The sequence below is a fragment of the Myxococcus sp. NMCA1 genome (assembly GCF_026810205.1).
GTDB lineage: Bacteria > Myxococcota > Myxococcia > Myxococcales > Myxococcaceae > Myxococcus > Myxococcus xanthus_A.
The window spans coordinates 6,236,991-6,259,173 of sequence record NZ_CP113950.1 but is presented as its reverse complement, the minus strand read 5'-3'; the positions used below and the strand labels follow the sequence as shown (position 1 = coordinate 6,259,173).

General features: G+C 63.9%; 17 protein-coding genes, 1 tRNA gene and 2 pseudogenes. 5 read left to right on the top strand and 15 right to left on the bottom strand.

Translation table 11 applies throughout. The features are described 5' to 3' along the window. Positions 1-42: 42 nt before the first annotated feature. A complete protein-coding gene (locus OZ403_RS25740; RefSeq protein ID WP_140793870.1) occupies positions 43-525 on the top strand; it encodes a toxin-antitoxin system YwqK family antitoxin in 483 nt (160 codons plus the stop codon). 37 nt (positions 526-562) lie between these two features. Beyond that, positions 563-1,732, top strand: a complete 1,170-nt coding sequence (locus OZ403_RS25735; RefSeq protein ID WP_140793868.1) for a TIGR04552 family protein — start codon at positions 563-565, stop codon at positions 1,730-1,732. Positions 1,733-1,810: 78 nt separating this feature from the next. Here OZ403_RS25735 and OZ403_RS25730 read toward each other — a convergent pair whose 3' ends face one another. Together OZ403_RS25730 and ffh are read right to left on the bottom strand one after the other, a co-directional pair. Further along, a complete protein-coding gene (locus OZ403_RS25730; protein ID WP_268782027.1) occupies positions 1,811-3,931 on the bottom strand; it encodes an Ig-like domain-containing protein in 2,121 nt (706 codons plus the stop codon). A 177-nt stretch (positions 3,932-4,108) separates the two neighbouring features. Beyond that, positions 4,109-5,755: a signal recognition particle protein gene (gene ffh, locus OZ403_RS25725; protein ID WP_140793864.1), complete on the bottom strand. Its 1,647-nt coding sequence runs from the start codon at positions 5,753-5,755 to the stop codon at positions 4,109-4,111. Between the two features lie 310 nt (positions 5,756-6,065). On the opposite strand from ffh, the gene OZ403_RS25720 reads away from it, so the two are divergent. Beyond that, positions 6,066-6,151 (top strand) — tRNA-Leu (locus OZ403_RS25720). 16 nt (positions 6,152-6,167) lie between these two features. Here OZ403_RS25720 and OZ403_RS25715 read toward each other — a convergent pair. From OZ403_RS25715 to OZ403_RS25680, 8 genes and pseudogenes are all read right to left on the bottom strand, one after another. Next, positions 6,168-7,067, bottom strand: a pseudogene (locus OZ403_RS25715) (tyrosine-type recombinase/integrase); the annotation flags it as partial. A 28-nt stretch (positions 7,068-7,095) separates the two neighbouring features. Further along, a protein-coding gene (locus tag OZ403_RS25710; protein ID WP_442929801.1) for an IS3 family transposase occupies positions 7,096-8,318 on the bottom strand; the annotation gives its coding sequence in 2 pieces (ribosomal slippage) (positions 7,096-7,941 and positions 7,944-8,318; 1,221 coding nt in all). A gap of 56 nt (positions 8,319-8,374) precedes the next feature. After that, positions 8,375-8,701: pseudogene (locus OZ403_RS25705) on the bottom strand (tyrosine-type recombinase/integrase); the annotation flags it as partial. Beyond that, a complete protein-coding gene (locus OZ403_RS25700) occupies positions 8,698-8,913 on the bottom strand; it encodes a helix-turn-helix domain-containing protein (RefSeq protein WP_268782026.1) in 216 nt (71 codons plus the stop codon). The pseudogene OZ403_RS25705 and the gene OZ403_RS25700, both read right to left, overlap by 4 nt. Positions 8,914-8,915: 2 nt before the next feature. Beyond that, complete coding sequence (locus tag OZ403_RS25695) at positions 8,916-9,452, bottom strand: hypothetical protein (RefSeq protein ID WP_268782025.1); 537 nt, start codon at positions 9,450-9,452, stop codon at positions 8,916-8,918. A 23-nt stretch (positions 9,453-9,475) separates the two neighbouring features. After that, on the bottom strand, positions 9,476-9,649 hold the full coding sequence (locus tag OZ403_RS25690) for a hypothetical protein (protein ID WP_268782024.1): 174 nt from the start codon (positions 9,647-9,649) through the stop codon (positions 9,476-9,478). 60 nt (positions 9,650-9,709) lie between these two features. Next, positions 9,710-11,719, bottom strand: coding sequence for a DNA polymerase (locus tag OZ403_RS25685; RefSeq protein ID WP_268782023.1), 2,010 nt, complete (start codon positions 11,717-11,719; stop codon positions 9,710-9,712). A gap of 149 nt (positions 11,720-11,868) precedes the next feature. Beyond that, entirely contained in the window at positions 11,869-12,333 is a 465-nt protein-coding gene (locus OZ403_RS25680; protein ID WP_268782022.1) for a hypothetical protein, read from the bottom strand. Positions 12,334-12,521: 188 nt separating this feature from the next. Here OZ403_RS25680 and OZ403_RS25675 point away from each other — a divergent pair, with 188 nt between their 5' ends. Continuing rightward, on the top strand, positions 12,522-12,899 hold the full coding sequence (locus OZ403_RS25675; protein ID WP_268782021.1) for a hypothetical protein: 378 nt from the start codon (positions 12,522-12,524) through the stop codon (positions 12,897-12,899). Positions 12,900-13,774: 875 nt separating this feature from the next. Here the strand turns inward: OZ403_RS25675 and OZ403_RS25670 are convergent. Next, on the bottom strand, positions 13,775-15,541 hold the full coding sequence (locus OZ403_RS25670) for a helicase (protein WP_268782020.1): 1,767 nt from the start codon (positions 15,539-15,541) through the stop codon (positions 13,775-13,777). A gap of 142 nt (positions 15,542-15,683) precedes the next feature. Here OZ403_RS25670 and OZ403_RS25665 point away from each other — a divergent pair, with 142 nt between their 5' ends. Further along, the gene (locus OZ403_RS25665; protein ID WP_268782019.1) at positions 15,684-16,004 is read left to right on the top strand and encodes a hypothetical protein; all 321 of its coding nucleotides are present in this window, start codon (positions 15,684-15,686) and stop codon (positions 16,002-16,004) included. Between the two features lie 137 nt (positions 16,005-16,141). Here OZ403_RS25665 and OZ403_RS25660 read toward each other — a convergent pair whose 3' ends face one another. The 4 genes from OZ403_RS25660 to tnpC all read right to left on the bottom strand — a co-directional run bounded on the left by OZ403_RS25660 (position 16,142) and on the right by tnpC (position 22,119). Next, positions 16,142-17,488 carry a PD-(D/E)XK nuclease family protein gene (locus OZ403_RS25660; RefSeq protein ID WP_268782018.1) on the bottom strand — a complete coding sequence of 449 codons (1,347 nt, stop codon included), beginning with the start codon at positions 17,486-17,488 and terminating at the stop codon, positions 16,142-16,144. Between the two features lie 88 nt (positions 17,489-17,576). Continuing rightward, positions 17,577-18,599, bottom strand: coding sequence for a methylamine utilization protein MauJ (gene mauJ / locus OZ403_RS25655; protein WP_268782017.1), 1,023 nt, complete (start codon positions 18,597-18,599; stop codon positions 17,577-17,579). Between the two features lie 171 nt (positions 18,600-18,770). Continuing rightward, positions 18,771-20,513: a virulence-associated E family protein gene (locus OZ403_RS25650; protein ID WP_268782016.1), complete on the bottom strand. Its 1,743-nt coding sequence runs from the start codon at positions 20,511-20,513 to the stop codon at positions 18,771-18,773. Between the two features lie 118 nt (positions 20,514-20,631). Continuing rightward, positions 20,632-22,119 carry an IS66 family transposase gene (tnpC, locus tag OZ403_RS25645; RefSeq protein ID WP_268782015.1) on the bottom strand — a complete coding sequence of 496 codons (1,488 nt, stop codon included), beginning with the start codon at positions 22,117-22,119 and terminating at the stop codon, positions 20,632-20,634. Positions 22,120-22,183: the final 64 nt, after the last annotated feature.

Below are 22,183 nucleotides of genomic sequence, written 5' to 3'. Positions count from 1 at the left end.
GGTGCGCGCACGGGCATCCCGGCGGCCTGAATAGGAGAGTCCATGCTGTCACTGAAAACGATTCGAACGTTGACCTTGGGGCTGGCGCTTGCGGCTCCTGTTGCGATGGCGGGCGACAAAGCCGCGACGTCGGGTTGCCCCGCTGGTACGCATCAGGTGGGCTCGAAGGCCGAAGGCCTTTCCTGCATCAAATCGAATGACCCGCGGGGCGCGCAGATCGCTCACGGTGCGTATGTCGAGTACCATCCCAATGGCCAGAAGGCGGCTGAGGGCCAGTTCGCGGACGGACTGAAAGTCGGGACCTGGACCTTCTACGACGCGACTGGGAAGGTGCGTGGCACCGCGGACTTCAAGGATGGTGGATGGCACGGGAAGCGTGTCATGTACTTCCCCAATGGCAAGCCCCAACTCGTCGAGGAGTACAAGAACGGCCGGAAGCACGGTGTCGTGACGGAGATGGCGGATGACGGCCGTGTCGTCAGCCAGGTCCAGTACGACAACAACCGTGTGGTCTCCGCGCAGTAGTCGCTGAGCAACGGGTGGTTCGGAGGGCCCTTCCCTGCTGGGAAAGGGCCCTCACTCATTTCAAGGGCCTTCCACAGCCGGGTGGGCTCGACTAGGACTCTTGAGCGTGAAGCCGCCATCACTCACTCTGGCTTTTCCCGATATGCCCATCTGCAGGGTGGAGCAGATGGGGTTGCGTGAACTTGAGCGCATTCGGCTCATTTTGCGTGGAGGCTCGGTCATCGACTGGAGAAGGATGTATTTCCAGTCGCGCGGCGAGGTCGACAACTTCCTTCGCCTGCTCCAACTGGACGTCTCGCGGCCGTACGACGAAGCGTGGGCGCGATGCGTCCTGGCGGAGGCGGTTGAGTACCTCCGCAAGACCTTCAACTACCGGGTTGCCAATGCGGTCGCCCAGCCAGAAGAGATTCACGACCTCTTCCTCTACGCCGCAGGCGCGAAGGGTTCACCCCGTCATCGCAGGATTGCCTGCGTCGTGCTGAAGGTGATGCACGTGATTCAGCACATCGAAGGCCGGGATTTGCTCTTCCGCCTTGCGATCTCAGAGGTTGAACTCGCAGAGGTGGTGACCGCGAAGGTCCTGGCCGTTGCCACGGAGATGCAGTCCAAGGGCTTGCCGGTGGTTGAGTTTGCTCACTCAATCAAGACGCAGGACTCCCTGGTCACCAAACTGCTGGCGAAGAAGGAAACCGTTGCGGCTCAAGTGTACGACCGGACCCGTTTCCGCGTCGTAACTCGGAAGCGCGAAGACTTACTACCGGTTCTCTACTACCTCACCCAGCGCCTCTTTCCTTTTCATCTGGTGGTGCCGGGGCAGACGGAGAACACGCTGATGCCGTTCAAGTCCGTGCTCGCAGAGAACCCACACTTCGAGCAATTCGCCCCACAGCTCCAACTGGATCGCGATTTCGAAGACCGGGAGGGCAATGGTGGCAATACCTTCTCGGGGAACACATACCGCGCGCTCAATTTCGTCGTAGATATGCCCGTGCGGATGGATGCGTATCTCCCTGCTCCCGAGTCGGATGAACGGCAGCGGAAGGGGCGGATCATCATTGCCCTGGTTGAGTTTCAGATCGTTGATGAGGAGACGGCCAGGCTCAATGAGCAAGGAGACAACGCTCACGAAGCCTATAAGCGACGTCAGAAGAAGCGGGTGCTCAAGCGGCTGAGCCAGGGGCTTGTCGTCCCCAAACGCCAGACTTGAGTTGTCCCATCCCGAGCTTGCGACGAGCGTGCGGCCAGGAGGGAAGATCAGGTCCTGACCGCACGACGAAGACGGGGCTTAATGGTTATAGCGGTAGACGTAGATGTCAGCCCCACTCCCTGATCCTTCTTGCCACGCGACGGTAGGGTGATTCATCGCGTCCAGGGCGAGAGATGGCTTGAGTGAAGGTGTGGTCGGGGTCGCGTTGGCGCTCAGTGGAGGCGAGAGCAAATCCCAAGTGTCATCCTGAAGGCGCGCAATATGGATGACGCGCTCCGAGTTGACGATTCCGCTCCACGCCAGGACGGCTTGATGGTTGGTGCCAAGGGCCAATGACGGGCTGTCATTAGAGCTTGAGGTTGCAGTGACAGGGACTGGGGTTCGCCAGGCGGTGCCGGTCCATTGGGAGAAGTAGAGTTCTTTTTCCTGGGTTGCGTTGTCAGTCGTATTCCAGGCGACAATCGGGTTGCCCGCCTGGTCCGTCACGATGGCCGATGTGCTGGCCACATGGTTGGGCAAGGCTGGGACGAGGCCGCTGCCGAGCGCAGTTTGATGATTCATGAGTACGGCGACCCCCCGACGCTCAAGGCTATCCAGGTAGGTGTTGTAGGAGACGAAGACATTCTCGCCGTGAACGGAGATTGCCGGCTGGGATGGGTTGAAGTGGTCCCAAGGAAGGGTTGTGTTGGTGTACGTCCATTCCACTGCGTCTTTCGCCAGGGTGAGCCCAAGCAGTCGGTTGCTGGAGTCAACGAGATAGAGGAACAGTGCACCATTCGGAGTGGTGGCAAGCTTGGGCGTTCTTGCGGTGATTTCGAAGCCATCAAATCGCGGGAGCGCAGGAAGATCTTCCCAGGTGCTCGATGTCCAGCGCTTCAGGAAAGGCCGCCGTCTGTCTTCGGTTCCCGTTGCTTCGTCCCAGGCAACCACAACCCGTCCCGCTGCATCGATGTGCAGGTCCGGATTCTCGGCATCGGTGCCCAGGCCCGCCAGACCACTCAGGCCGCTACCCAGGTGTTGCCAGGTAGTGCCGTCCCAGCGAGCGACGTGGATGTTCTTGGAGGTGCCGTCGGACTCTGACCACGCGACAGTGGGGCGGTCATCGGCGTCCATTTTGAGCACGGCATTCTCCGAGGGTGTTGCACCCGCATGTGCACTGAGTGCGCTGCCTACGGGCAGCCAGACGGGGACGGTGAACACCCATTCGCTGGCGGAATGCAGGACATTGCCTGCCAGGTCCAGGATGGGGTGTGTGCTGGTTCCAAGCTTCACCAAAACCGTGCTGGGGACGGGCAGGGGGGGGGTCGGCGTAATCGTCAGCCGCGTTCCGTCGGAAGAAAGGCTGACGATTGCCCCAAGTCGCGTGTTGCCATGGGCAAGCACCTCGACGTTGTCCTGAGAGATGCTCGAGAAGCGCACGGGCTCGCTGAATGTCGCCTCCAGGGATGCACGTGCGCTGACCTGGGAGTCGCTCGACGCTGGGGCACGGGTCGCGACGACAGGAGGCGTACGATCCACAACCACCGTCCTTTCCAGGCTCGTGAAGGTTGTGCCACCGCGGATGGCTCGTGCTGTGAGTTGGTACTCACCCTCAGGCGCGCTCTGGGTGTTCCAAGTATGGGTGTACGGTGGCGCTGTAATCCGAGCCAGAAGCTCTGTGTCGCGGCGGAACTCGACGGCCTCGGCTGCGCCCCCCTCAATCGTTGCTTCGAGCTGCAGCGCTCCGTTGGTGTAGGCGTCTGAGTCCCCTGGTACGGGCGCGGTCCATCGCACGATCAGGTCTCCGGCTCGGGCAACGGCGAGCTTGAGCGGAGCTGTCCGGAATTCGTTTCCCGACGTCGCACGGACCGTGAGTGTCGTATCTCCGGCCGCCGTATTGGCGGAGACCTGGACCGTCAATGTCGCGGTGGACTCTCCGGAAGGAATCGTCGTGGGCTGGGCCGTGACGCCGGACTGCGGTTGCTCCAACGCCACCGACACACTGTCCAAGAAGCTCTCTGCCCGGACGATGGACACCTGGATGGCTCGGCTGCCTCCCTGGATCACGGAGTCTTCACTGGGGCTGAGGCTCAGTGTGAACTTCGTCGAGGGTTGTGTTCCCCCATCTGGTGTCGGGTCGGGCTCGACCTCTGGGACGTTGATGCACGCTGTGGACAGGGTGAGAGCGGTAAACAGCAAGGCACAGGGGAGTCGGGACATGAGTCGGATGCTTGGCAAATAGCGTTCCAGTCTCGGACGCATACCACGCCTGATGGGCAGCCCGTCCCCGCCGCTGGATTCTGGTCCAGGAGGGAGGATGGTCTCTGAAAACACGAACGCCCGCCCTCCCAGCACGGATGCGGGGAGGCGGGCGCGGGCACCGGGGCCGTGAGTGGCCTACTTCTTCTTCCGGTTCTTCTTCTTGTTTTCCTTCTCCCGCTTGCGGCGCTCCTTGATGGCGTCGCGGTCCTCGCTCTTGCCGGTGGCGGAGGGCGGCGCGTAGCCCATCAACCGGGCCTTGGCCATGGCGGCCTGGCCCATGGGCGGCGTGTAGCCGGGCGCAATCTGCGGCAGTTGCATGGGCATGCCCATGCCGGGCATTCCGCCGCTCATCATCTTCTCCATCATCTTCGGGTCACCGCCGAACATGCTGGAGAGGTCCATGTTCTTCATCTGCGACAACTGACCCAACTGCTTGAAGCCGGGGATGCGGCCCAGCAGGCCCGGATTCTGGCCGATGGTGCCCATGACCTGCTGCATCATCCCGAACTTCTGGAGCAGCTCCTTGACCTCTTCAACCTTGCGGCCGCTGCCCTTGGCGATGCGGTTGACGCGGCTGTTGTTGATGGTGTCCGGCCGCAGGCGCTCCTTCGCCGTCATCGAGTCGTACATCGACTCAATCTTCGTGAGCTCCTTCTCGTCCGGATTGAGGTGCTCGGTGAGGTCGCCGAAGAGGGGGAACTTCTCCAGCAGGTCCTTGAGCGGTCCCATCTTCCGGACCATGCGGATCTGCTCGACGAAGTCCTTCATCGTGAACTGGCCGGAGAGGAGCTTCTTGGCATCCTCCTCGGCCTTCTTCTCGTCGACGACCTTCTCGAAGTCCTTCATCAGGCCGACGATGTCGCCGAACCCGAGGATGCGGCCCGCGAGGCCGGCCGGGCGGAACTCCTCCAGCTTGTCCATGGACTCGCCCATGCCGAGGAACTTGATGGGCTTGCCCGTGACTTCCTTGATGGACAGCGCGGCGCCGCCGCGGGCGTCACCGTCCAGCTTGGTGAGGATGAAGCCGTCCAGCGTCAGCCGCCGGTCGAACTCCGCCGCCGTGCGCACGGCGTCCTGACCAATCATCGCGTCGCACACCAGCAGGATGTTGTCCGGCTGGACGTTGCCCTTGATGGACTCCAGTTCGGCCATCAGGGACTCGTCGATGGCGAGCCGGCCGGCGGTGTCGATGATCACCACGTCGCACTTCTGCTCGCGCGCGGCGGCGTAGCCCCGCTTGGCGAGCTCGGGCGGCTGGATGCCGGGCTCGTGGTAGACGGGGACCTTGAGCCGCTCACCCAGGACCTTGAGTTGGTCCACGGCGGCGGGGCGGTAGATGTCGGCGGCGACGAGCAGGGGCTTGCGCCCTTCCTGGAGGAGCCGGCTGGCGAGCTTTCCGGTCGTGGTCGTCTTACCGGAGCCCTGGAGGCCCACCATCATGATGCCGGACAGCTGGCCCTTGGGCTTCAGCTTCAAGCTGGTGTCGACGGGCCCCATGAGGGCCTCCAGCTCGTCGTGGCAGATCTTGATGAAGTGGTCCATCGGGCTGACCTTGCGCTTCTGGCCACCCGTGTCGGTGATGGTCGTCTGCACCAGCTCGCCCACGGACTTCTCGCGGACGCGGGCGACAAACTTCTTCACGACGTCGAAGGCGACGTCGGCCTCGAGCAGGGAGACGCGGATGTCGCGCAGCGACTCGTCGACCAGCTCCGGGGTGAGCTCGCTCTTGCCGGCGAGGCGGTTCTTGGCGGCGCGGAAGCCCTTGGTTACGGTCTCGAGCATGGGGGGCGCTTTATAACAGGGGCAGGCGGGATGCGACGGTGGAGCACATCCCGGCCGTCGAACTGTGAAGAGAAGGGGCCCGGAACCGGCTTCCCAGGCGGCGAATCCGACCCAGGGCCCTGGATTCTTCAACGCTCTTGAGGGGTTGGCGCATCCCCGAGCCCCCTGGCGCGGGCCCAGGGGCGCCGTAGGACGCGAGGCGGGCGCCCAGGCCTGCCTGGAGCCCCAGCGGAAAAGGAAGAGAGCCGGGGGCTGCACGAGGCCTTTGCCGGAGGTAGGACAGGCCCTGTAGGGTGCTGCCCGCAGCAGGGCACGAGTGGCGGAACTGGCAGACGCAGCGGACTTAAAATCCGCTGGCCCGTAAGGGCCGTCCGGGTTCGATCCCCGGCTCGTGCATTAAATTATTCAGTGATTACGTGCGGTTAGGAGCGGACTCCTTCCATGTTGCACGTATGTCGCACGGCAGAGCGAGAGGCCGGTCCAAAACGGCGACTGCCTCTCTCCGAGTGTCGGGGCTCAGGTGGGCGTAGCGATTCGTCATCTCGATGGTCGCGTGCCCCATCAGCTCCTGAATCACCTTCAGCGGGACACCCCTCATCGCGAGATGGCTGCCGTAGGTATGGCGCAGGTCGTGCCAGCCGATTTGCCCCACTTCGCGGGTGATGCCTGCCGCCCGGAGGGCGCGACCCAGCGGTGCCGCCATCTTGCCCTTGGTGAGTGGCTGCCCGTCCTCCTGACAGAAGACGAACCGCCCCCGACGGTGCCGGTGGGCGTTGAGCGCATCAACCACGGAGGCGGGCAAGTCGACCGTCCGTTCACGCCCACCCTTCGGCAAGCCCTCAATTCCGCGCCAGATGGTCCTGCGAACGTGAAGCAGGCCCCGCGCGAGGGTCAGGTCGTTCCACTGGAGCCCGATCAGCTCTCCCTGCCGAAGCCCCGTCTTGATGGCGACGAGCAGCAACGTGCGCCATTCGGGCTCAGCGACGGCGAGAAGCTGATCCGCTTCCTCAAAGCTCAGGAAGTCGAAGGGAGGCTTCGGTAGCTTCCCAAAGGGCTTTACGCGCGGCGCCTGCCGGATGACCCCATGCTCTTCTGCGAGTGTCAGGAGCTTGTGAAGCACAGTCAGCACGTTGTTGATGGTCTTCAGACTCAGGGGCTTGGGCTCGCTACGCTGCCGCTTCCGGATGGCTCGCTTTGACGCGGAGTCCTTCCGCTTGTGAGCAGCCGACTTCTTCTTGCGCATGTGCGCCTTGAAGTCTTCGATTTCGGCCAAGCGGATGTTCGCGAGCGCCACCTTCCCGAAGAAGGGGAGTGGAGTTGCCCCCGTCAAATCGGACAGCTCAGGGATGAGAGTTAGCAGTACGGAACTCGTGGGGTGACTTCATCTTCAGCCCGCGGTGCGGGTGGCAGCGGTTGTAGTCGTCGAACCAGAGGGGCAATTGGGCGAGAACGTGTGAGGCCGAGGGCACCTCATCGACATACACGTAGTCGCGCTTGAAGGTCTTCACGAAGGACTCGGCCATGCCGTTGCTCTGGGGGGAGTAGGCGGGCGTGGTGCACACCCGCAGGCCGAGGCTGAGGCCGAAGTCACGGGTGTCCTTGGCGGTGTAGACGGGGCCGTTGTCAGACAGCCACTCCACCGGGTGGGGCGCCTTTGAGATGCCCGGGCCGAAGCGGGCTTCGAGCGTCTCGGCCATGAGGTCCTGGATGGTGAGCGAGGTGGGAGGCTGGGCGGCGGCCTGGAAGGCGATGGCCTCCCTGTCGCAGCAGTCGAGGCTGAAGGCGACGTGAACGACTTCGCCATTCCAGCAACGCACCTCGAAGCCGTCGCTGCACCACCGCAGGTTGGACTTGAGGGTGACGACCTGGCCCTCATGAGTACGCGTCGGCTTGCCGGTATGCCGTTGCAGCAGCAGGCGGCCTTGGCGCATGAGACGGTAGACGCGCTTGTGGTTGAGGGCGGGCCTGCCCTCCTGGCGGCGCTGCCGGTTGAGGACGGCGCCGGCTCGGCGGTACCCGTAGGTGACGCGTTGGCCGACAACGGCCTTGAGTTCCTCCAGCGCCTGGTGGTCGGCATCGGTGTCGGTCGCCCGGGGCCGCCGAGGTCCCGGAGTGCGCATCAGGTTGGAGCGAGAGACGCCCAGCACCCGAGACACCGCACTCACAGCATGCCCTCCAGCTTCGACAAGGCCGCGGGCGACAGCAGTTTTTTTTCGCGCGCCAGGGCAATCGCGTCCCGCAGGATTTCCACCTCCTGCGTCTTCTTGCCCAACATCCGCTGCAACTCGCGCACCTGCGCCTTGAGTTGCTGCATCTCGGACTCGGGCACCACGGCCTCGCCGGCCTTCAGCCCCGACACGCTGCCGGCCTCCTTCAGCTGCCTCCAGCGGAACAACTGGCTGGGGTTGACGCCGTACTTGCGCGCCACCAGCGACACACTGCTGCCGGGCGACTCTGCCTCGGAGAGCATCCTCAGCTTCTCCTCTGCCGAGTAACGGCGCCGCCGTCCTCCTGGCTCGGCACCATCCGCCTCCGGGGCGTCCTCTGTCGTCTTCTTCTCCATCATCAGACTCGCTTTCTAGCCGAACGAGCCTGTCCGACTCTTCAGGGGGCTACACCAGGGAGGATATGGTCTCTGAGAATCTGTCGTTTGCTGTCGACGCTTGAGTGCTTGTTGTTGTTCTCGCTGTAGGTGAGGAGCCGCGGAGTGAAGTCCGCAAGCGTGATGGGGCTTTCCTCGCCGCACTGCTCCTTTCGGAAAGTCCCGTTGAGCAAGGCGCTGCGCAGCTCGCGTTCGTATTGCTCAGCACCCCGACGGGTCTGGACGGGCGAGAACTTCACGACTCGCTGTTTCCGTCCGTCCGCATGCTGAAACACGAAGTCCACTTGCCACGCCTCCTCAGACTTTCCTTCCTTCGTCGTCCACTTCCGCAACCTGGCGCTCATCGTCGACTCCAAAGCGCAGAATCGCGGCCCTTCCCGGCGGGGGACTCTACCAGCGCGGCATGGTGGATTCGCAGCGCTTTCCCGATGCGAACGACGCCCGGCACCTGACCCAGCCGAATCGACTCGTAGAGCGTCTTTCGGTTCACGCGCAGAAGTGCTGCGGCCTCGTCGACCGTGAGGAACTCGGGGGGAGCTTCTTGGTTAACGGGCATGGCTACCTCGGGAAGACCTTCCGGGGCGCGAGGCGGCCGACGACGTGAAGGCCGATGCCGACGGCGTCCCAAACGTTGTGGTGCTTGTCCTGGGCGCGCGGGAGCTGCACTCGCAGGTGTTCGTGCGATCGCTCGCCGAGGCGCGCTTTGATGCGCTCGACCATGACGTCTCCGTCGAGCGTTCCCTTCCACTCTCGCGGCAGGAAGCTGCGCTCACTCGCCGCGCCGAGCCCACCGGCAACCCGGCCGACGACGCCCGCGAGTTCAATCAGGTCGTTCGGGTCGCCCTTGCTCTTCCCGGCCGTGTAGACCTGGGGGCACTCGCTCGCGATGGTGACGGAAACAGCCCCGCCAGCGGCTCTAAACGGCTCCAGGAACGACGAAACGAATGCGGCGACCGCTCCCGCCATGCTCGACCATGCCGCAAGCCCACGGGCCTTCCGCTCAGTATTCGTGGGCATGCCCGCCGCGAGTAGCTCGCCCGAGTCCAGATCGAAGAGCGCGACGCCGCACTCGCGAAGCCCTGGGTCGAGTGCCACGAGTAGATTCCGAGTCGTCGGCATCAGCGGGCCGCCACCAGGAGATGATGGGAGGTCGCTTCACCTCCCAGCGTGGACAGCAAGCGCAGCTCGTGGAAGTCGGCGACATCGAAGGCGACCGCGTCGTCGAGGTCCGCGTCGAGATACGGGCAGAGAGCGGGCGGGAGCTGTTCGAGCGCGTCGGTTGGCTTGGCCATGCGTTGCACCAATCTGGAAAAGGGTTCCCTCCCTAAATGAGTGCGGATTTCGAGCGTGGTTCAGGCCGCGCGCTTCGTGGGTGGCTCCCAGACGAGTAGCCGTCCGGAGCTGTCGCGCACCGTGGCGACGTCCTTCGACATGATGCGAGACAGCGCGGGTTCAGCTTCGATTGCCGGTGCCAAGTCGGGAGTCGTCTCCTTCATCGCCTCGCGCATCAGGTACGCCTTGCGCTCGGCTGCGTCGTGCATCCGCTGGGCGTCATCGGCGAGCAGCTCGCTAATCAGCTCGTCATGCACCATGAGGACGAGTCGCGAGCCGTAGAGCGGCGAGCGGCGGTCGACGTACATCTCGCGGCTGACGCGCCACATGGCCAGCTTGCACCCGACAGCGCCGAGCCCCTGGAATGGCGTGTTGAGAATCTGCGTGTAGCCGCACCCGCCGCGCAGGATGTTCGCCCCCGGAATCATCACGTCGGCGAAGCCGCCCCCGTAGGTGCGTGACTTCGCCCGCTGCTGTAGCTCGCGCTGCTCAGGCCACGCGTTGAGCCACTTCGTATCCAGTTCCTTGGCGACTTCGACGCAGGCCCGGCAGACCATCTTCGGCTTGCGCTGGACATGCACGACAACGCGCTCGACACCGCAGACGTCTGCGCGCTTCGCCAGCAGGCAGAAGGAGACGCGGTCCTTCGCGCGTGCGTTGTAGACAAGCGAGCCGCCCGTCATCCCGCCGCCCTTGCCGAAGTTGAGAATCTTCGCGAGCTGTCGGAAGGCGACGGCGAGGGGCTCTTTCGCCTTCACCTTCGGAAGCAGCTCGTCGTAGCTGGCCCCGAGGAACTCAGCGGCGGCAAGGGTGTGAACGTCGAGCCCGCTGTTCAGCGCTTCGGCCATCTTCGAGAAGCCGAGTTCCCAGATGGCCCGCTGAGCCATGGTGCGAAGCTCAAGCCCGCCGTAGTCGACCGAGCAGTAGACGAAGCCGGGACGGGCCTCGTGGACCTCCCGGATGCCGCCCTTCTGGGGGAGCTGCTGGTAGTCGCTCGAAACGCGCGTGGTGCTGACGAGCACGTTGAAGCGCGGATTGATTGGGAGCGAGGTGCCCGCTTCGACGACGTCCAGGTAAGTCGACTTGTACTTGTCGACGCGACCGCTCTTGCCCAAGTCCTCGAGGAGCGCGTTACCCGAACCGAGCAGCGTGTCACGGTCGGTCGCGACCTGGCCGTCGGGGAATCGGTCGCTGGGCGCGGTAATGGGCGGTTGCCCGTCATAGGCGGCAGTCAAGAGCGCTGCGAGGCGCTTCGTGTCCTTCGAGCCATCGACCCGGTAGATGCCCGCCGCCTGGAACTTGGCCCGGTTCTCTCCCCACTCCCGTTCCACCCGCTCCCGCAGGACGGCTACTGAGTCACCGTTCGTTCGGAGTCCCCAGGTGGACGCGAGGTGGAGAACGAATGCGGCGCGCATCTGCTCGGCTTCGGCATGCAGGTTGCCGCCGTTCGGCGTCTCCCGTGCTACGGCTTCCTGCCGGAAGAAGACGTCGAGCGTGTAGCGGGCATCGCGCTTCGGGTACGCAGCGGCTTCCGTCGGCCAGCGCTCAACAGGCACGCCGTCGAGTTCGCCGTACCGCAGGCGCCATGCCTTCGGGTTCTTTTTGTCCTCGCTGATGTCGAGCCCGAGATGACGCTGCACGAGAAGCGCGAGCGGGTAGCGGGCGCCTTCGTCATCGTCGAGCTTCCGGCCTGTCGACGGGTCCACGCCGTAGAGCCCCCTCGCGATGTCGATAAGGGCTTCGCGAATCTGGACGCAATGCAGGCGGCCCGCTTCGAGCGCCGCGAAGATGGGCGCCACGAAGCGCGGGTCATCCGCCGCCATGACGCCCAGGTCGTAGGCGAGGTTTGCGCCGACAATGTGCGTGTCAGGTGCGGCGATGGCCTGACGGAAGAACTGCCGGGCTTGGGCCTTGTCAAGAAGCCGTTCGCTGCCTGGAGCTGCCGCCGCGATGCTGCCGCACACGAGAGGGGGCGCGAGCAAGCCGGGCTGAATCAGCCACGTTTCCGTGTCGAAGGACCAGACATTCATGAAGGCTGCCTTTGGGAATGGGAAAGCGGCCCGTGTCGTGGGCCAGCCGCCGACGGAAGCGCGCCGTCAGTCGCCGCCCGGCGTCAGGCGAGGGCGTCGGCGAGCGCGGGGAGCTTGCTCGCCTTGCGCGCGCGCTCAGCCTGGGCGAGCTACTCGTCGTTCAGCTCGACGTGCGACCAGCGATAGCCGCTGATGACCTTCCCGGCGTGGCCCTCCTTCGCGGGGAGCTGCTTCGGGAAGACCTCGCAGCGAATCAGGAGGTGCGTACCCGCCTGCCGCTCGTCGAAGAACTTCTTCAGGGCGGCCGGATTGGCGAACTCGTACTCGTCGGCACCCACGAGCGTCATCAGGAAGGACTTGAAGCGTCCGCCGCCGCCCTTCTTCTGGTCGCTCAGGTTCTCGACGTAGTCGACCGTTTCACCCGGTCGGCTCGGAGTCTCGCCACCCACGAGGGGCTCGGCCTCGCGAACCTTCAGCTCGGCGATGGCAGAGTCGCCCTTGAAGCCCTCCTTCGTGCGGATGACCTCGACTTCGAGCAGGTAGCGACCGAATCGCGGGTAGCGTCCGCCAGCCGCAGCCTGCGCGGTGGCAATCTTCGTCAGTGCATTGTTCATGTTACGTGGGCCCTTCGGCTTGGGTGGCGTCAGCGGCGAAGTGCGCTGACCCCACGTAAATGCGTGCGGATTTTGAGAGTGGCCCAAGGGTAGCGTGCGGAGCAGCGTGAGAGAGTAACGGCGGGTCTGAGCGGAGCAATCGCCCCTAAGCACGCGAGAGCGGCCCCGAACGATGTTATGATTGCGACATGTCAATGAAAGAGCGTGAACAACGCAGAAAGAGTGCCCGCGACTTTCTCGCAGCCGCCGAGATGCGGGCGCGCCAGAAATGGGCCAATGCAACCCAGGAGTCGTTTGAAGAGTGTCTAAACACCTGCTGGGCCGAGAGTAAGACTGCTCGTGAAGAACTCCTTGCTTCCGCACGAGCGGTCGTGTTGCTTGGCCAAGCTCTCGAAGTAATTCGAGACGATTTGACGGAGGAGGAACGGGAAGACGTTGTCAATGCACTTGATTTTCAGCGCATAGAGCTTGTGGGGGCAGCGAGAGATTTTGCTGATTACGAATTTCTGATTTTGGGAATGGTTGGTGTGAAGAGCGAACTCTTCCCAGAAAAGTCGCGGCGTTAATGCGTGGCTGACTCGTGACTCGCGAAGCATAGCTTCTGCGGCGTGCCCTCCGTCTGTTCGATGAACCGGGCGAAGTCGCGGGCCTTCTGGAAGGCCCCGACTAGCTCGTCGGTGTGCTGGTACAGCTCGACCTCGACTTCATCGGCGAGCTGCCCCTGTCGGTGGCACCGGCCGATGCATCAGGAGTCCTTGTGTAACGAGGCCGGTTGACGTGTCAGTTTCTGCGGCTGACGCGTCAACGGGCGTGCTCCACAGGGGGCTTTGCCCCTGTTGTCTGTCTTGACACTGCCGAAGGCGAAGCGGCATGGTTTATGCTCCGTGCTGCCGGTGTCGTCACAGGAGCGATTCAATGAAAATGCATGTCGTAGTAAGCGCAGTGTGCTCGATTCTCTTCCTCTCGGTAGATGCCAAGGCTCAAGATCAAGCGGACCCAGCGTGGACAAAAGCTGCCGACAATGCTTGTTCTAAGGCGGCGGGAAAATCCGCCAAGGTCATTCCGGATTGGAAGGTGGTGGATGTTGAGAAGTGTGGTGGGGTTGACTGCAAGGCGTCTGATGGTCGCACGTTCAAGGTGAATCTGCCTGATGGGGCCCCTTGTATTAAGTACATGATTGTCACCCCGCCCCCTCGACCAGTGAAAGGGGTGTGCAGCCAAAGTTACTGCCGCACATAGGCGGCAAAGTGGGGACACGTTTGCGCTAGCGCTTCGCCGCGCTTTGGTGTGCTACGCAGCCATGGTTCGCGAAGCAAAGCTTCTGCGGCGTGCCTTCTGTTTGCTCGATGAACCGGGCGAAGTCGCGAGCCTTCTGGAAGGCTCCGACAAGCTCGTCGGTGTGCTGGTACAGCTCGACCTCGACTTCGTCGGCGAGCTGCCCCTATCGGTGGCATCGGCCGATGGCCTGTTCCCACGCAGCGCCGTCGGCCGGTGGATTCACGAACAGCATCCGCGAGAACATCGTCAGGTTCTTTCCCGTGCCGTGGGCACGAAGCGAAGCGACGATGGACCGCTTCCCACTCTCCCGGATGATGGTCGCCGACGCTTCCGGGCCGCCGCCGTAGAAAGGCACGCCCGCAGCCTTCGCGATGCGCTGGCCAAGCTCCGGGAACTCAACCCAGACGATTCCCGGCTGCCCCTTGCGTAGCGCCCACTTTGCCGCGTCACGCACAATGAAGTCGGAGAGCCACACGGCTTCGGTGACGTGGACAATGCGTTTGTGAATCTCAGCCCACGAGGGCCACGACATCGCGCGCCAAGTCGGCAGTTCCCCGTCGTAGGGCGGGGACTGGTGGGCGCGAATCGCGGCACGCACGAGTAGCCCCGGTGAGTCGAGGTGTTCGGCGGGGCGCTTGAGGCGCTCGCGCAGCTCCCGGTTGAACTCCTGCCGACGAGCGAACCACCGAACGATCAGCTCGGGGTCCTGCGGAACGCCCTGGACGTCCGGGTAGCGCCAGCGGTGGAAGAAGCCGCTCGCGAGCTGTCGGGCGCACACCACGCGTTGCAGCTCGTCGACGAACTCTTCGCCGTCGGGGCGTTGCCCGCCGAGTGCCGTCTGAATGTGGGCGAGCAGCTCGTCGGGGACCTGCCCAGGGTCGCGCGTGCGAATGACGAGCGGCATGCCGACGGCGCTTTCGTCCGTGGCTACGACCCCCGGCGTGGAGTTGCGCCACCGACGATAGGCGTCTCGAACGCGCCGGCGCTCACGCTCGACTTCGTTCTCCCCTTCAAGCGGCGCGACTTGATAATACGGGTCATCGAGCTTGAGTAGCTCACCCGGAGGGGCGACGGTTGTTCCGGGGTCGAGCGCCGAAGCCCACTCCTCGACGACGTGTTGCTTCAACGGTAGCGGGCTGCCGTCACGCAGCGCGTACTCCGCGAGGTGGGCGTAGTCTTTCAGCGAGCGCGTCGCGAGCGTGCCCGACTGAGCCACGAGACGCGTTTCGGGGTTCAGCTCCAGGTAGCGAAGGAACCGGCCAGTGCGGGCGCTCTTCCGGTCCTTCAGCTTGTGCGCTTCGTCGCAGATGATGAGGTCGGGCCGGATGCGCGTCAGGAGGTCGGTGCCTTCCTGGGTCGAAAACTTCTCGTAAGTGATGACGTGAAGGACAGGCAGGGCGGGGCGGAACCACCTGCCGCCCGCGAGGTTGGGCAAGCGCCAGTGCCCGCCGTAGAAGTGCCAGTCGACCTCGATGAGCTGGGCGCGGAGGTTCGACGGTAGGAGTAGGACGGCGACCTTGCACCCGGGCACGACGAGCGGCAGCAGGAGGTCGACCAGCGTCTTCCCGTGCCCCACGCCGATGGGGAAGAGCCCACCACCCGTGCGCGCGGCTTCCAAGAGGGCGAGGCGCTGGATGGGAAGCAACGCGGACGGGCACCGTTTCCCGAGCGCTCCGCAAGTGCAACGCGTGTCGGCAGGGGCGCGCAGCGCGGCTTCCAGCGCGACGAAGTCGGCACTGGCGTAGGTACTCGCGAGGTCGCGGCGCGGAAGGCCGAGCACCCGTGCGAGGTCTGGCGACCAGCCCACGGGCTGCCCCTTCGCGCTAGTCGAGCGGTCGCCAGTGAGCTTCGCGAGAGACGCGGGCGCAGCGGTGGCGGGGCGCTCGGCTAAAGTCGCCGCGCCCGGGTGAAGCCGGTGAAGAAGTTTCATGCTGGGGTAGTGGGCAGATGTTGCGAAGTAAATCGAGCCGATGGAGCGACGCGATCCCTGTCTCGCTGAATTACGGAGGTTGTATGATGCCGCGAAGACGTGGCAGGGCGGTCAGAACCCCGCAGGAGTAGTTGGAGGAACGATGAAGATCCTGGGCGCGCTTGTTGTTGGAATCTTCGCTATTGGAGCTGGATACGCGAGTGCGCAGATCGCTGGGAAGCCACGCGTTGCGAATACTCCTGATGGTCAGAAGTCTGATTCACAAATTGAGCCGACGGGTAATTTGTTGAATAAGGACAAGCTGCATTACGGCGTCGCCAGTGAGATTGAACAGTGGCTTTCGGTGCCGACTGAGAGGCGTCCCTATGAGGGAGCCATTGTTATATATAGGCCAGGGGGCGGTCCTACTGTTGCTACTAAGTTTGTTTGGGGGGGGACGATTGCTCGGGGTATGATTTTCTAAGGCCAGAACAGATTGCGATACTTTCAGATGCAGTGGCGAATCGTGCGACTGTTCACGTTAAGGCGAGGGGGGGCGAGGTCCACCTCGTCCCTGTGCCTGGTTGGCTTTATTGTCTATGGTAAATGATTGGGGATTGCCTACCGAACCCCGTGCACGACCATGTCGAAAGCCGGTTCGAGCGCCTCGACGATGACCTGCATCAGCTCCGACTGGGCGACCCCGAGCGCGAGGTAGCTGCGGGGGGCGGGCAGCTCGGCGCGCGCCGCCATGGCTAGGGCCCCGCGCCACTTGCCGAACCCGAGCGCCGAGTCGGAGCCCGCGAAGCGCACGTCGTCGACCCCGCCCGCTTCGGCCACCTTGCGATGCATGGTGTCGACGTAGCTCGTAAGTGACTCGGGCTTCGGTCCGTCGAACGTCGTCGGGATGCAGTCGACGAAGAGAACCCGAAGCGCGCTCGTAGGTGACGGGGCCGTGTCGGTGGGCTGCTCGGGCTCAGTCGTCTTGCGAGGGCGACCGCGACGCTTCGGCGCGGGCTGCTCAGTGGTCTGGGTGACCTCGGGAGCGGTCTGCACGGGCGTCGGTGTGGGCGCATCCGGGGGAAGCACGGCGGGCAGTTCCACGGCATCGCGTTCGACCGCGGCAACGGTAAGGGGGGCGGACTCGGAAGCCTTGTTGAGCAGCTTGTCACGCAGGGACATCGTCTTGTTCTCTCCTGTGAGGCACTTCGCCATGAACGGACATCCGCCGTACTTGCCGCAGGCGGGGCCGTAGTTCGCGGGCACGTCGGAAGCTCGGGCGGCTTGCGCGTGCTCCTTCATCGCTTCGACCTGGGGTTCGACCTTTGTCTGCCACTCGTGCGTGACGTGCTCGGCGGGCACCGTTGCGACGACGGACGCGGCAAGGCGCTGGCCCCGGGTCTGGTAGTAGAGGTGTTCAAGCTCCAGCGTGCGCAGCCCCGGGAAGCGCTCAACCTGGCTGAGTGCCCACGCGCCATAGCCGACCATCTGCAAGCCGGGCTCCGTGTCGGCGTCGGCGAGCTGCTCAGCGCTCGCGGCATTCGTCGCGACGTTGCTGGTGAACTTGTGGTCGGTGATGCGGAGGACGCCGTCAGAGGCGAGCCGTCTAGCGTCTACGAGGTCGATGAATCCGGTGAAGGGGATGCCGCCTGCCATCAGCGGCGGTTCACCGTTCAGGGGCTGCTCGATGAGCAGGTCGGGACCGGGTGTGGGCAGTAGATGGGCGCCCGCCCTAGCGAATGTGCCCAGCACGTCTTCGCCCGTCGCAAGAAAGTGCTCAAGCTGGGCGTGTCCTTCGGTGCCAACCTGCTGCGCTCCCGTGCTGGGCTCGGAGATGCGCATGACCTTCTGAAAGAACCACGCACGCGGGCACAGCTTGTGGCGCTTGAGCTGCGAGACGCTCAATCGCTGGATGACCCCGGCAATCACCGAGGGGCCGTGCTTGGGGAGGTCGGCGGAAGGCGTCACCTTCTCTAAATGCGTGCGGCTTTCAGGAGTGGCTCGCAAGCTTCTCTGCGGCGACGATTTCCGCTCGCACGCCCACTCGATAGGTTCGCTAAGGGGCCGCTCTAGTCTTTTCAGCCAACAGAGGAGCTAGTTCCCAACGGATCTTCTCGATTGCTGCTATTGCGCCACGGGCGCACATGCGTGCTAGGAGCAAGTTGTTTGATATGTGAGAACTGGAGATGTAGTTGCTCACGACAATGGGATCTGAATCGTCGAGGGAGAAGTGGGCGATTGCATCCCTGAACTCTGGCTGAAGATAGTCATTGAAGGTTTGCTGGATCGTCCTTCCGACCCATTGCTTTGCGGCACCGCTAAGCTCTTTGTGCGGCTCGACGCGTGCATCAAGCTTCGGAGGTGTCATCCCCAGTTCCTTTGCCGCGCGCAGGAGTTCTGGATATGTTTTTCGGATAATGCCTTCTAGGATTTTTGCGTAGCATAGAAACTGATAGTAGACGCTCGAGTTCGTAACTGCCTCTCGATAGAGTGCGTAGAAGGGCTTGAGCGTAAGGTCGAAAACTAATCGCTCTTCGCTGACCGGGCGCGCGGCATAGGGGGTGACATAGGATGCCGTCAAAATTTTGTGCTTGTGATCGTATAGTGCGATGTAGTGCGTGAAAACTGGAATGTCGTTGTGGAACGACATGTGGTCTATCAGGGGGGCAATTACCTCGCTGTATTTTGCGAACCCCGCCTCGATGCCAGTCGCTTTGCAGTGGTGGCTAAGGGCAGAAAACTCCTTTGCAGCATTGACGTGAACTTGGATTTGACCGAGGTAGGTGTCGATGACTGCTGTGTCTGCGTCTGGGTGTGCACGAATGAATGATCCGCCTTCAGAGGGCTCGAGCGATATTTTTAGCTCCTGAGAATCCTTGCCCGGTTCTTTGGCCAGGTGTGCGGTTACGGTGAAGTCACGTGCCGTGCCGTCTTTCTGTGCGTTGATGATTTTATCGTGATTTGATGGATCGTCATTGGAATCCCCAAATGCGATGTGCATTTCGTGGGGGATTCCGGGCACGCCAAGCTGTTCTGTTGGAATGAGTAGTCTTTCGGGTCCTTTTTCCTGGCGATGCACCGTTGCTAGATGTTGGAAGGTTCTCTGGGGGCTTGTTTGGAGTTGCTGTTGTGCTCTTCGCTCGCGTCTCCTGTCGCGTCTTGTTTTGGAGCTCTTTGTCGTTTTGAGATTCCTTGTGTGAGGGTGGTCTTTTGTGTGCGTTGTCTACCACTCCAGTGGGCGGATCTCACTCTAACGAGTTGCCTGCGAGTGCGTCCAGTTGCTGAGGTTGTCCTTGCTCCGCTCGCCCCGCTTCTCCGTGGGGGCATGCCGCAGTTCGTCAGGGATGTAGTAAACGAGCGGGCGCTTCCCGTCTCCCATTCGGCGCTGGCCCCGGGTGAAGCCCAGCGACTTCAAGGCCGCTCCGATTTCCCGTGAAATCCGGTGGTCAACCTGCGCTTGGTGGAGCGCGAAGGCTTCGATGCCCACATGGAGAAGCGTCACGTCCGAGGGGCGCTTTTCGGGCGGCATCTCCAGAATCCACCGCAGGATGACTTCCTTGCGGCTGTCCCCCACATTTTCCATGCGCAGCGCGGCCTGCTGCTCGGCCCCTGCCGCTTCCTCGTTGCTCAGCCACCAGTCCTCGCCCTGGTGGAAGCGCACGATGGCTTCGGCCCAGATTTGGTCGCGGTCGCGCTTGAGGGCGTCGGTGTCGATGCGGCTGCACTTCACCGGCCAGAATCGCCTCTGTCCCGTGGGGTCGAGCAGGTAGTCGTCATCGTTGGTCGTCCCCACGAACACGCAGCGTCGCGGGGCCTGCACGTTGGAGCGTCCGAAGGGCGGCCGGTAGGTGTCTTCCGTCCGGGTGATGAACGCCTTGAGCGCTTGGTCCTCGCTCTTGCGGAACGTGCTCAGTTCGGCCAGTTCGATGAGCCAGAACTGAGAGGCGAGCATGGCGCTGTCCCTGCTGGTGACGTCGATGGGCGCGTCGCTGAAGTAGCGGCCCCCCAGGATGCTGAACGCCGTCGACTTCCGCAGGCCCTGGGGGCCCTCCAGAATCATGACCGTGTCGACCTTGCACCCGGGGCGAAGGGCACGCGCAACCGCCGAGATGGCGAACTTCGCGCCGACGGCCTGGAGGTATCGAGGATCCCCCTGCGCGCTGAAGTACGTCGCGAGCATCCCGTCGAGCCGTGGCGTTCCATCCCAGACGAGTCCCGCGAGGTAGTCGGCGACCGGGTCGTAGCTATTGGCCTTTGCCACGGCGAGGATTTGCTGTGCGACGACGTGCGCCTTCGGCATCAGCCCGAGCCGCCCGTACTTGCTGAGCTGAATCCAGTTGGCCACCAGGACGTCGAGCGTCTCAATGTCCACGTTGGGGCCGAGGGGACCGCCATCCACCTCCAACTTCTTCGTGACTTCGTTGAAGCGGAAGACGCCGCGCCACTCGGGCGACTTGCCGAGCACGATGGCGACGTTCGCTTCACAGTTTCGAATCTGCCTTCGGGTGTCCTTCGTGATGTCGAGGAAGAGTTCCTTCATCCACGCGTCGGGGTCGGGAGCGTCCTCCTCGAGTCCCGGGCTGTCGCTCGATGCGGATTCAGGAGCGCGACTGCCCAGGGCTTCCCAGATGGCCGTGTTGTCTGCGAGCCGTGCGGCATCCCGTGCCTTCCGACGCTCGCGATGACGCCGCAGCTTGAGGACGGCCTGTTCGCACAGGTGCTCCGTCCCTTCCCTCCAGTTCGTTGCAGCGAAGGACGCGCGGAACAGTTCGATGACGACGGCCTCAGGCGTGGACAGTGGCAGGACGAATGCCGCGCACGACATGAGTGTGTTCAGCGTCGTGTCCTGCTCGCCGACGGCGGACAGAGGCTCACCGGCAAGGGCGCGGCGGACGATGGCGAGGTGCTCGGGCTTGCGGATGCGACGCAGGAGGGCCCGCAGCTCGTACAGGTCGGCGGGTTCCTCGGGCGTAGCGGGGAGAGCTGGGGCCACCGTGGGGAGACCAGCCCGGGACATCGCGAGCAGCGGTAACCGTCCGGTGGACGTCGTGCCGGGAGGCTTGATGACGGACGAGGACCGTGTTCGGCGAGCGCCGCGACGCGGGAGGTGTTCAGGGACTGGGCTGAAGCTGAAGCGCGACGTCAGGCGGCTCGGCGACGCGGCGACGTTTCCACTCGTGGGGCAGCAGCTCACCGATGCGTGAGTTGGGATGCGTCTGCACCCGCAGCAGCACGTCGGCCAGATACTCCTCGGGGTTGACCTGGTTGGCCTCGCAGGTGGCCACCAGTGCGTAGAGGCCCGCGAGGTTTTCACCCGCGACCTCGTGGCCGACGAAGAGAAAGTTCTTACGGCCCAGAGCCGCCTTCCTCAGCGCCGCCTCGGAGCGGTTGTTGTCCAAGGGCAGGCGCTCATTCTCCACGAAGCGCGTGAGGGCCTCCCACTGCTTCAGCGCGTAGGAAATGGCCAGGCCCAGCGGACTCTTGGGCAGGTGGTGCGGCGCCTGCGTTTCGAGCCAGACGTGCAGCCGCGTGAGGACGGGGGCGCTGTGCAATTGGCGCAGCTCGCGGTGAGCCGCGGTGCGCACCACGTCCGCGCCTTTCGCCTGGGCCTCCACCCGGTAGAGCGCGAGGATGAAGTCCAGGGCTTCACGCGCCTCGGGGGCGGTGGCCAGCGCGTCGAAGAAGCGGCGACGCACGTGGGCCCAGCAGCCGACGCGGACTCGGCCCTTCGGCAGCGTCACCGCGTTGTAGCCGGTGTACGCGTCCACCACGAGTGCGCCCGAGGTGCGGCCCAGGACTTCCTTGGGCGTCTTGCTGGCGCGGCCCATGCTGAAGCGGTAGCCGATGAGCCACTCGCCCGCCTCATTCTGGGTGAGGAAAGTCCACAGGTAGCCCAGCCGCGTCTTCTTCACGTCCAGCACGCGCAGTGGCGTCTCGTCGGCCCACACCACGTCCGCGGCGGCAATGCATTGCAAGAGGTGCTGGGAGAGAGGCAGCAGCACTGAGGCGGCCTGGTGGAAGAGGTCCGTCAGGGTGCTGCGACTCATGGGCACACCGCTTCTCTCCACCCGCTGGGCGAGTCGGTGCAGCGGCATGGCATCCGCGCACTTCGACGTCACCACGTGGGCCAGGAAGCCGGGGCCGTACTCGCCCCTGTCCACCACCCTGGCTGGAGGCGGGGCAGTGACGACGCCCCGGCCGCACGCGCACGCCAGCACTTCCTGCACGTGCACCTGCTTCTCGAAGCGCGCGGGAATGTGCTCGTACACCACCGAGGTGCGGCCCTTGCCCAGCGGCTTCAAGCCCTCGCTGCCGCAGGCCGGGCAGTAGCGCTCCTCAGTTGGGACTGCGTGGCGAATCTCCCGCGCCGGGGCCTCCTCCGCCTTCCGGGCGGCCCGCTCCTGGCGCTTCTTCTTCGCGGCCTCGGCCCGGGCCGCCTTCGAGTCCGCGTCCCCGCGCAGCTCGGCGGCCACCGTCGGTAGCTTCTCCGTCCTGCGGCCGAAGACGTGGCGCTCCAGTGTCGCCATCTTCGCCTCCAGCGAAGTCAGGCGCTCTTTGAGTTCCTCTGCCTCCTCGCGCCAGGGGCAGAAGTGATTCATGGGAAGCTCGCGCGGCACTCCGCCTCAACACGCCGCTGCCTCGCTGCCTCGCTGCGTCCCAGGC

What these genes read in the sequence shown, in the direction of transcription:
- OZ403_RS25665 (WP_268782019.1), top strand. Translation starts at nt 15,684, where the DNA reads ATGAAGATCCTGGGCGCGCTTGTTGTTGGAATCTTCGCTATTGGAGCT.
- OZ403_RS25675 (WP_268782021.1), top strand. Translation starts at nt 12,522, where the DNA reads ATGTCAATGAAAGAGCGTGAACAACGCAGAAAGAGTGCCCGCGACTTT.
- OZ403_RS25670 (WP_268782020.1), bottom strand. Translation starts at nt 15,541, where the DNA reads ATGAAACTTCTTCACCGGCTTCACCCGGGCGCGGCGACTTTAGCCGAG.
- OZ403_RS25680 (WP_268782022.1), bottom strand. Translation starts at nt 12,333, where the DNA reads ATGAACAATGCACTGACGAAGATTGCCACCGCGCAGGCTGCGGCTGGC.
- OZ403_RS25730 (WP_268782027.1), bottom strand. Translation starts at nt 3,931, where the DNA reads ATGTCCCGACTCCCCTGTGCCTTGCTGTTTACCGCTCTCACCCTGTCC.
- tnpC (WP_268782015.1), bottom strand. Translation starts at nt 22,119, where the DNA reads ATGAATCACTTCTGCCCCTGGCGCGAGGAGGCAGAGGAACTCAAAGAG.
- OZ403_RS25685 (WP_268782023.1), bottom strand. Translation starts at nt 11,719, where the DNA reads ATGAATGTCTGGTCCTTCGACACGGAAACGTGGCTGATTCAGCCCGGC.
- ffh (WP_140793864.1), bottom strand. Translation starts at nt 5,755, where the DNA reads ATGCTCGAGACCGTAACCAAGGGCTTCCGCGCCGCCAAGAACCGCCTC.
- OZ403_RS25690 (WP_268782024.1), bottom strand. Translation starts at nt 9,649, where the DNA reads ATGGCCAAGCCAACCGACGCGCTCGAACAGCTCCCGCCCGCTCTCTGC.
- OZ403_RS25740 (WP_140793870.1), top strand. Translation starts at nt 43, where the DNA reads ATGCTGTCACTGAAAACGATTCGAACGTTGACCTTGGGGCTGGCGCTT.
- OZ403_RS25700 (WP_268782026.1), bottom strand. Translation starts at nt 8,913, where the DNA reads ATGCCCGTTAACCAAGAAGCTCCCCCCGAGTTCCTCACGGTCGACGAG.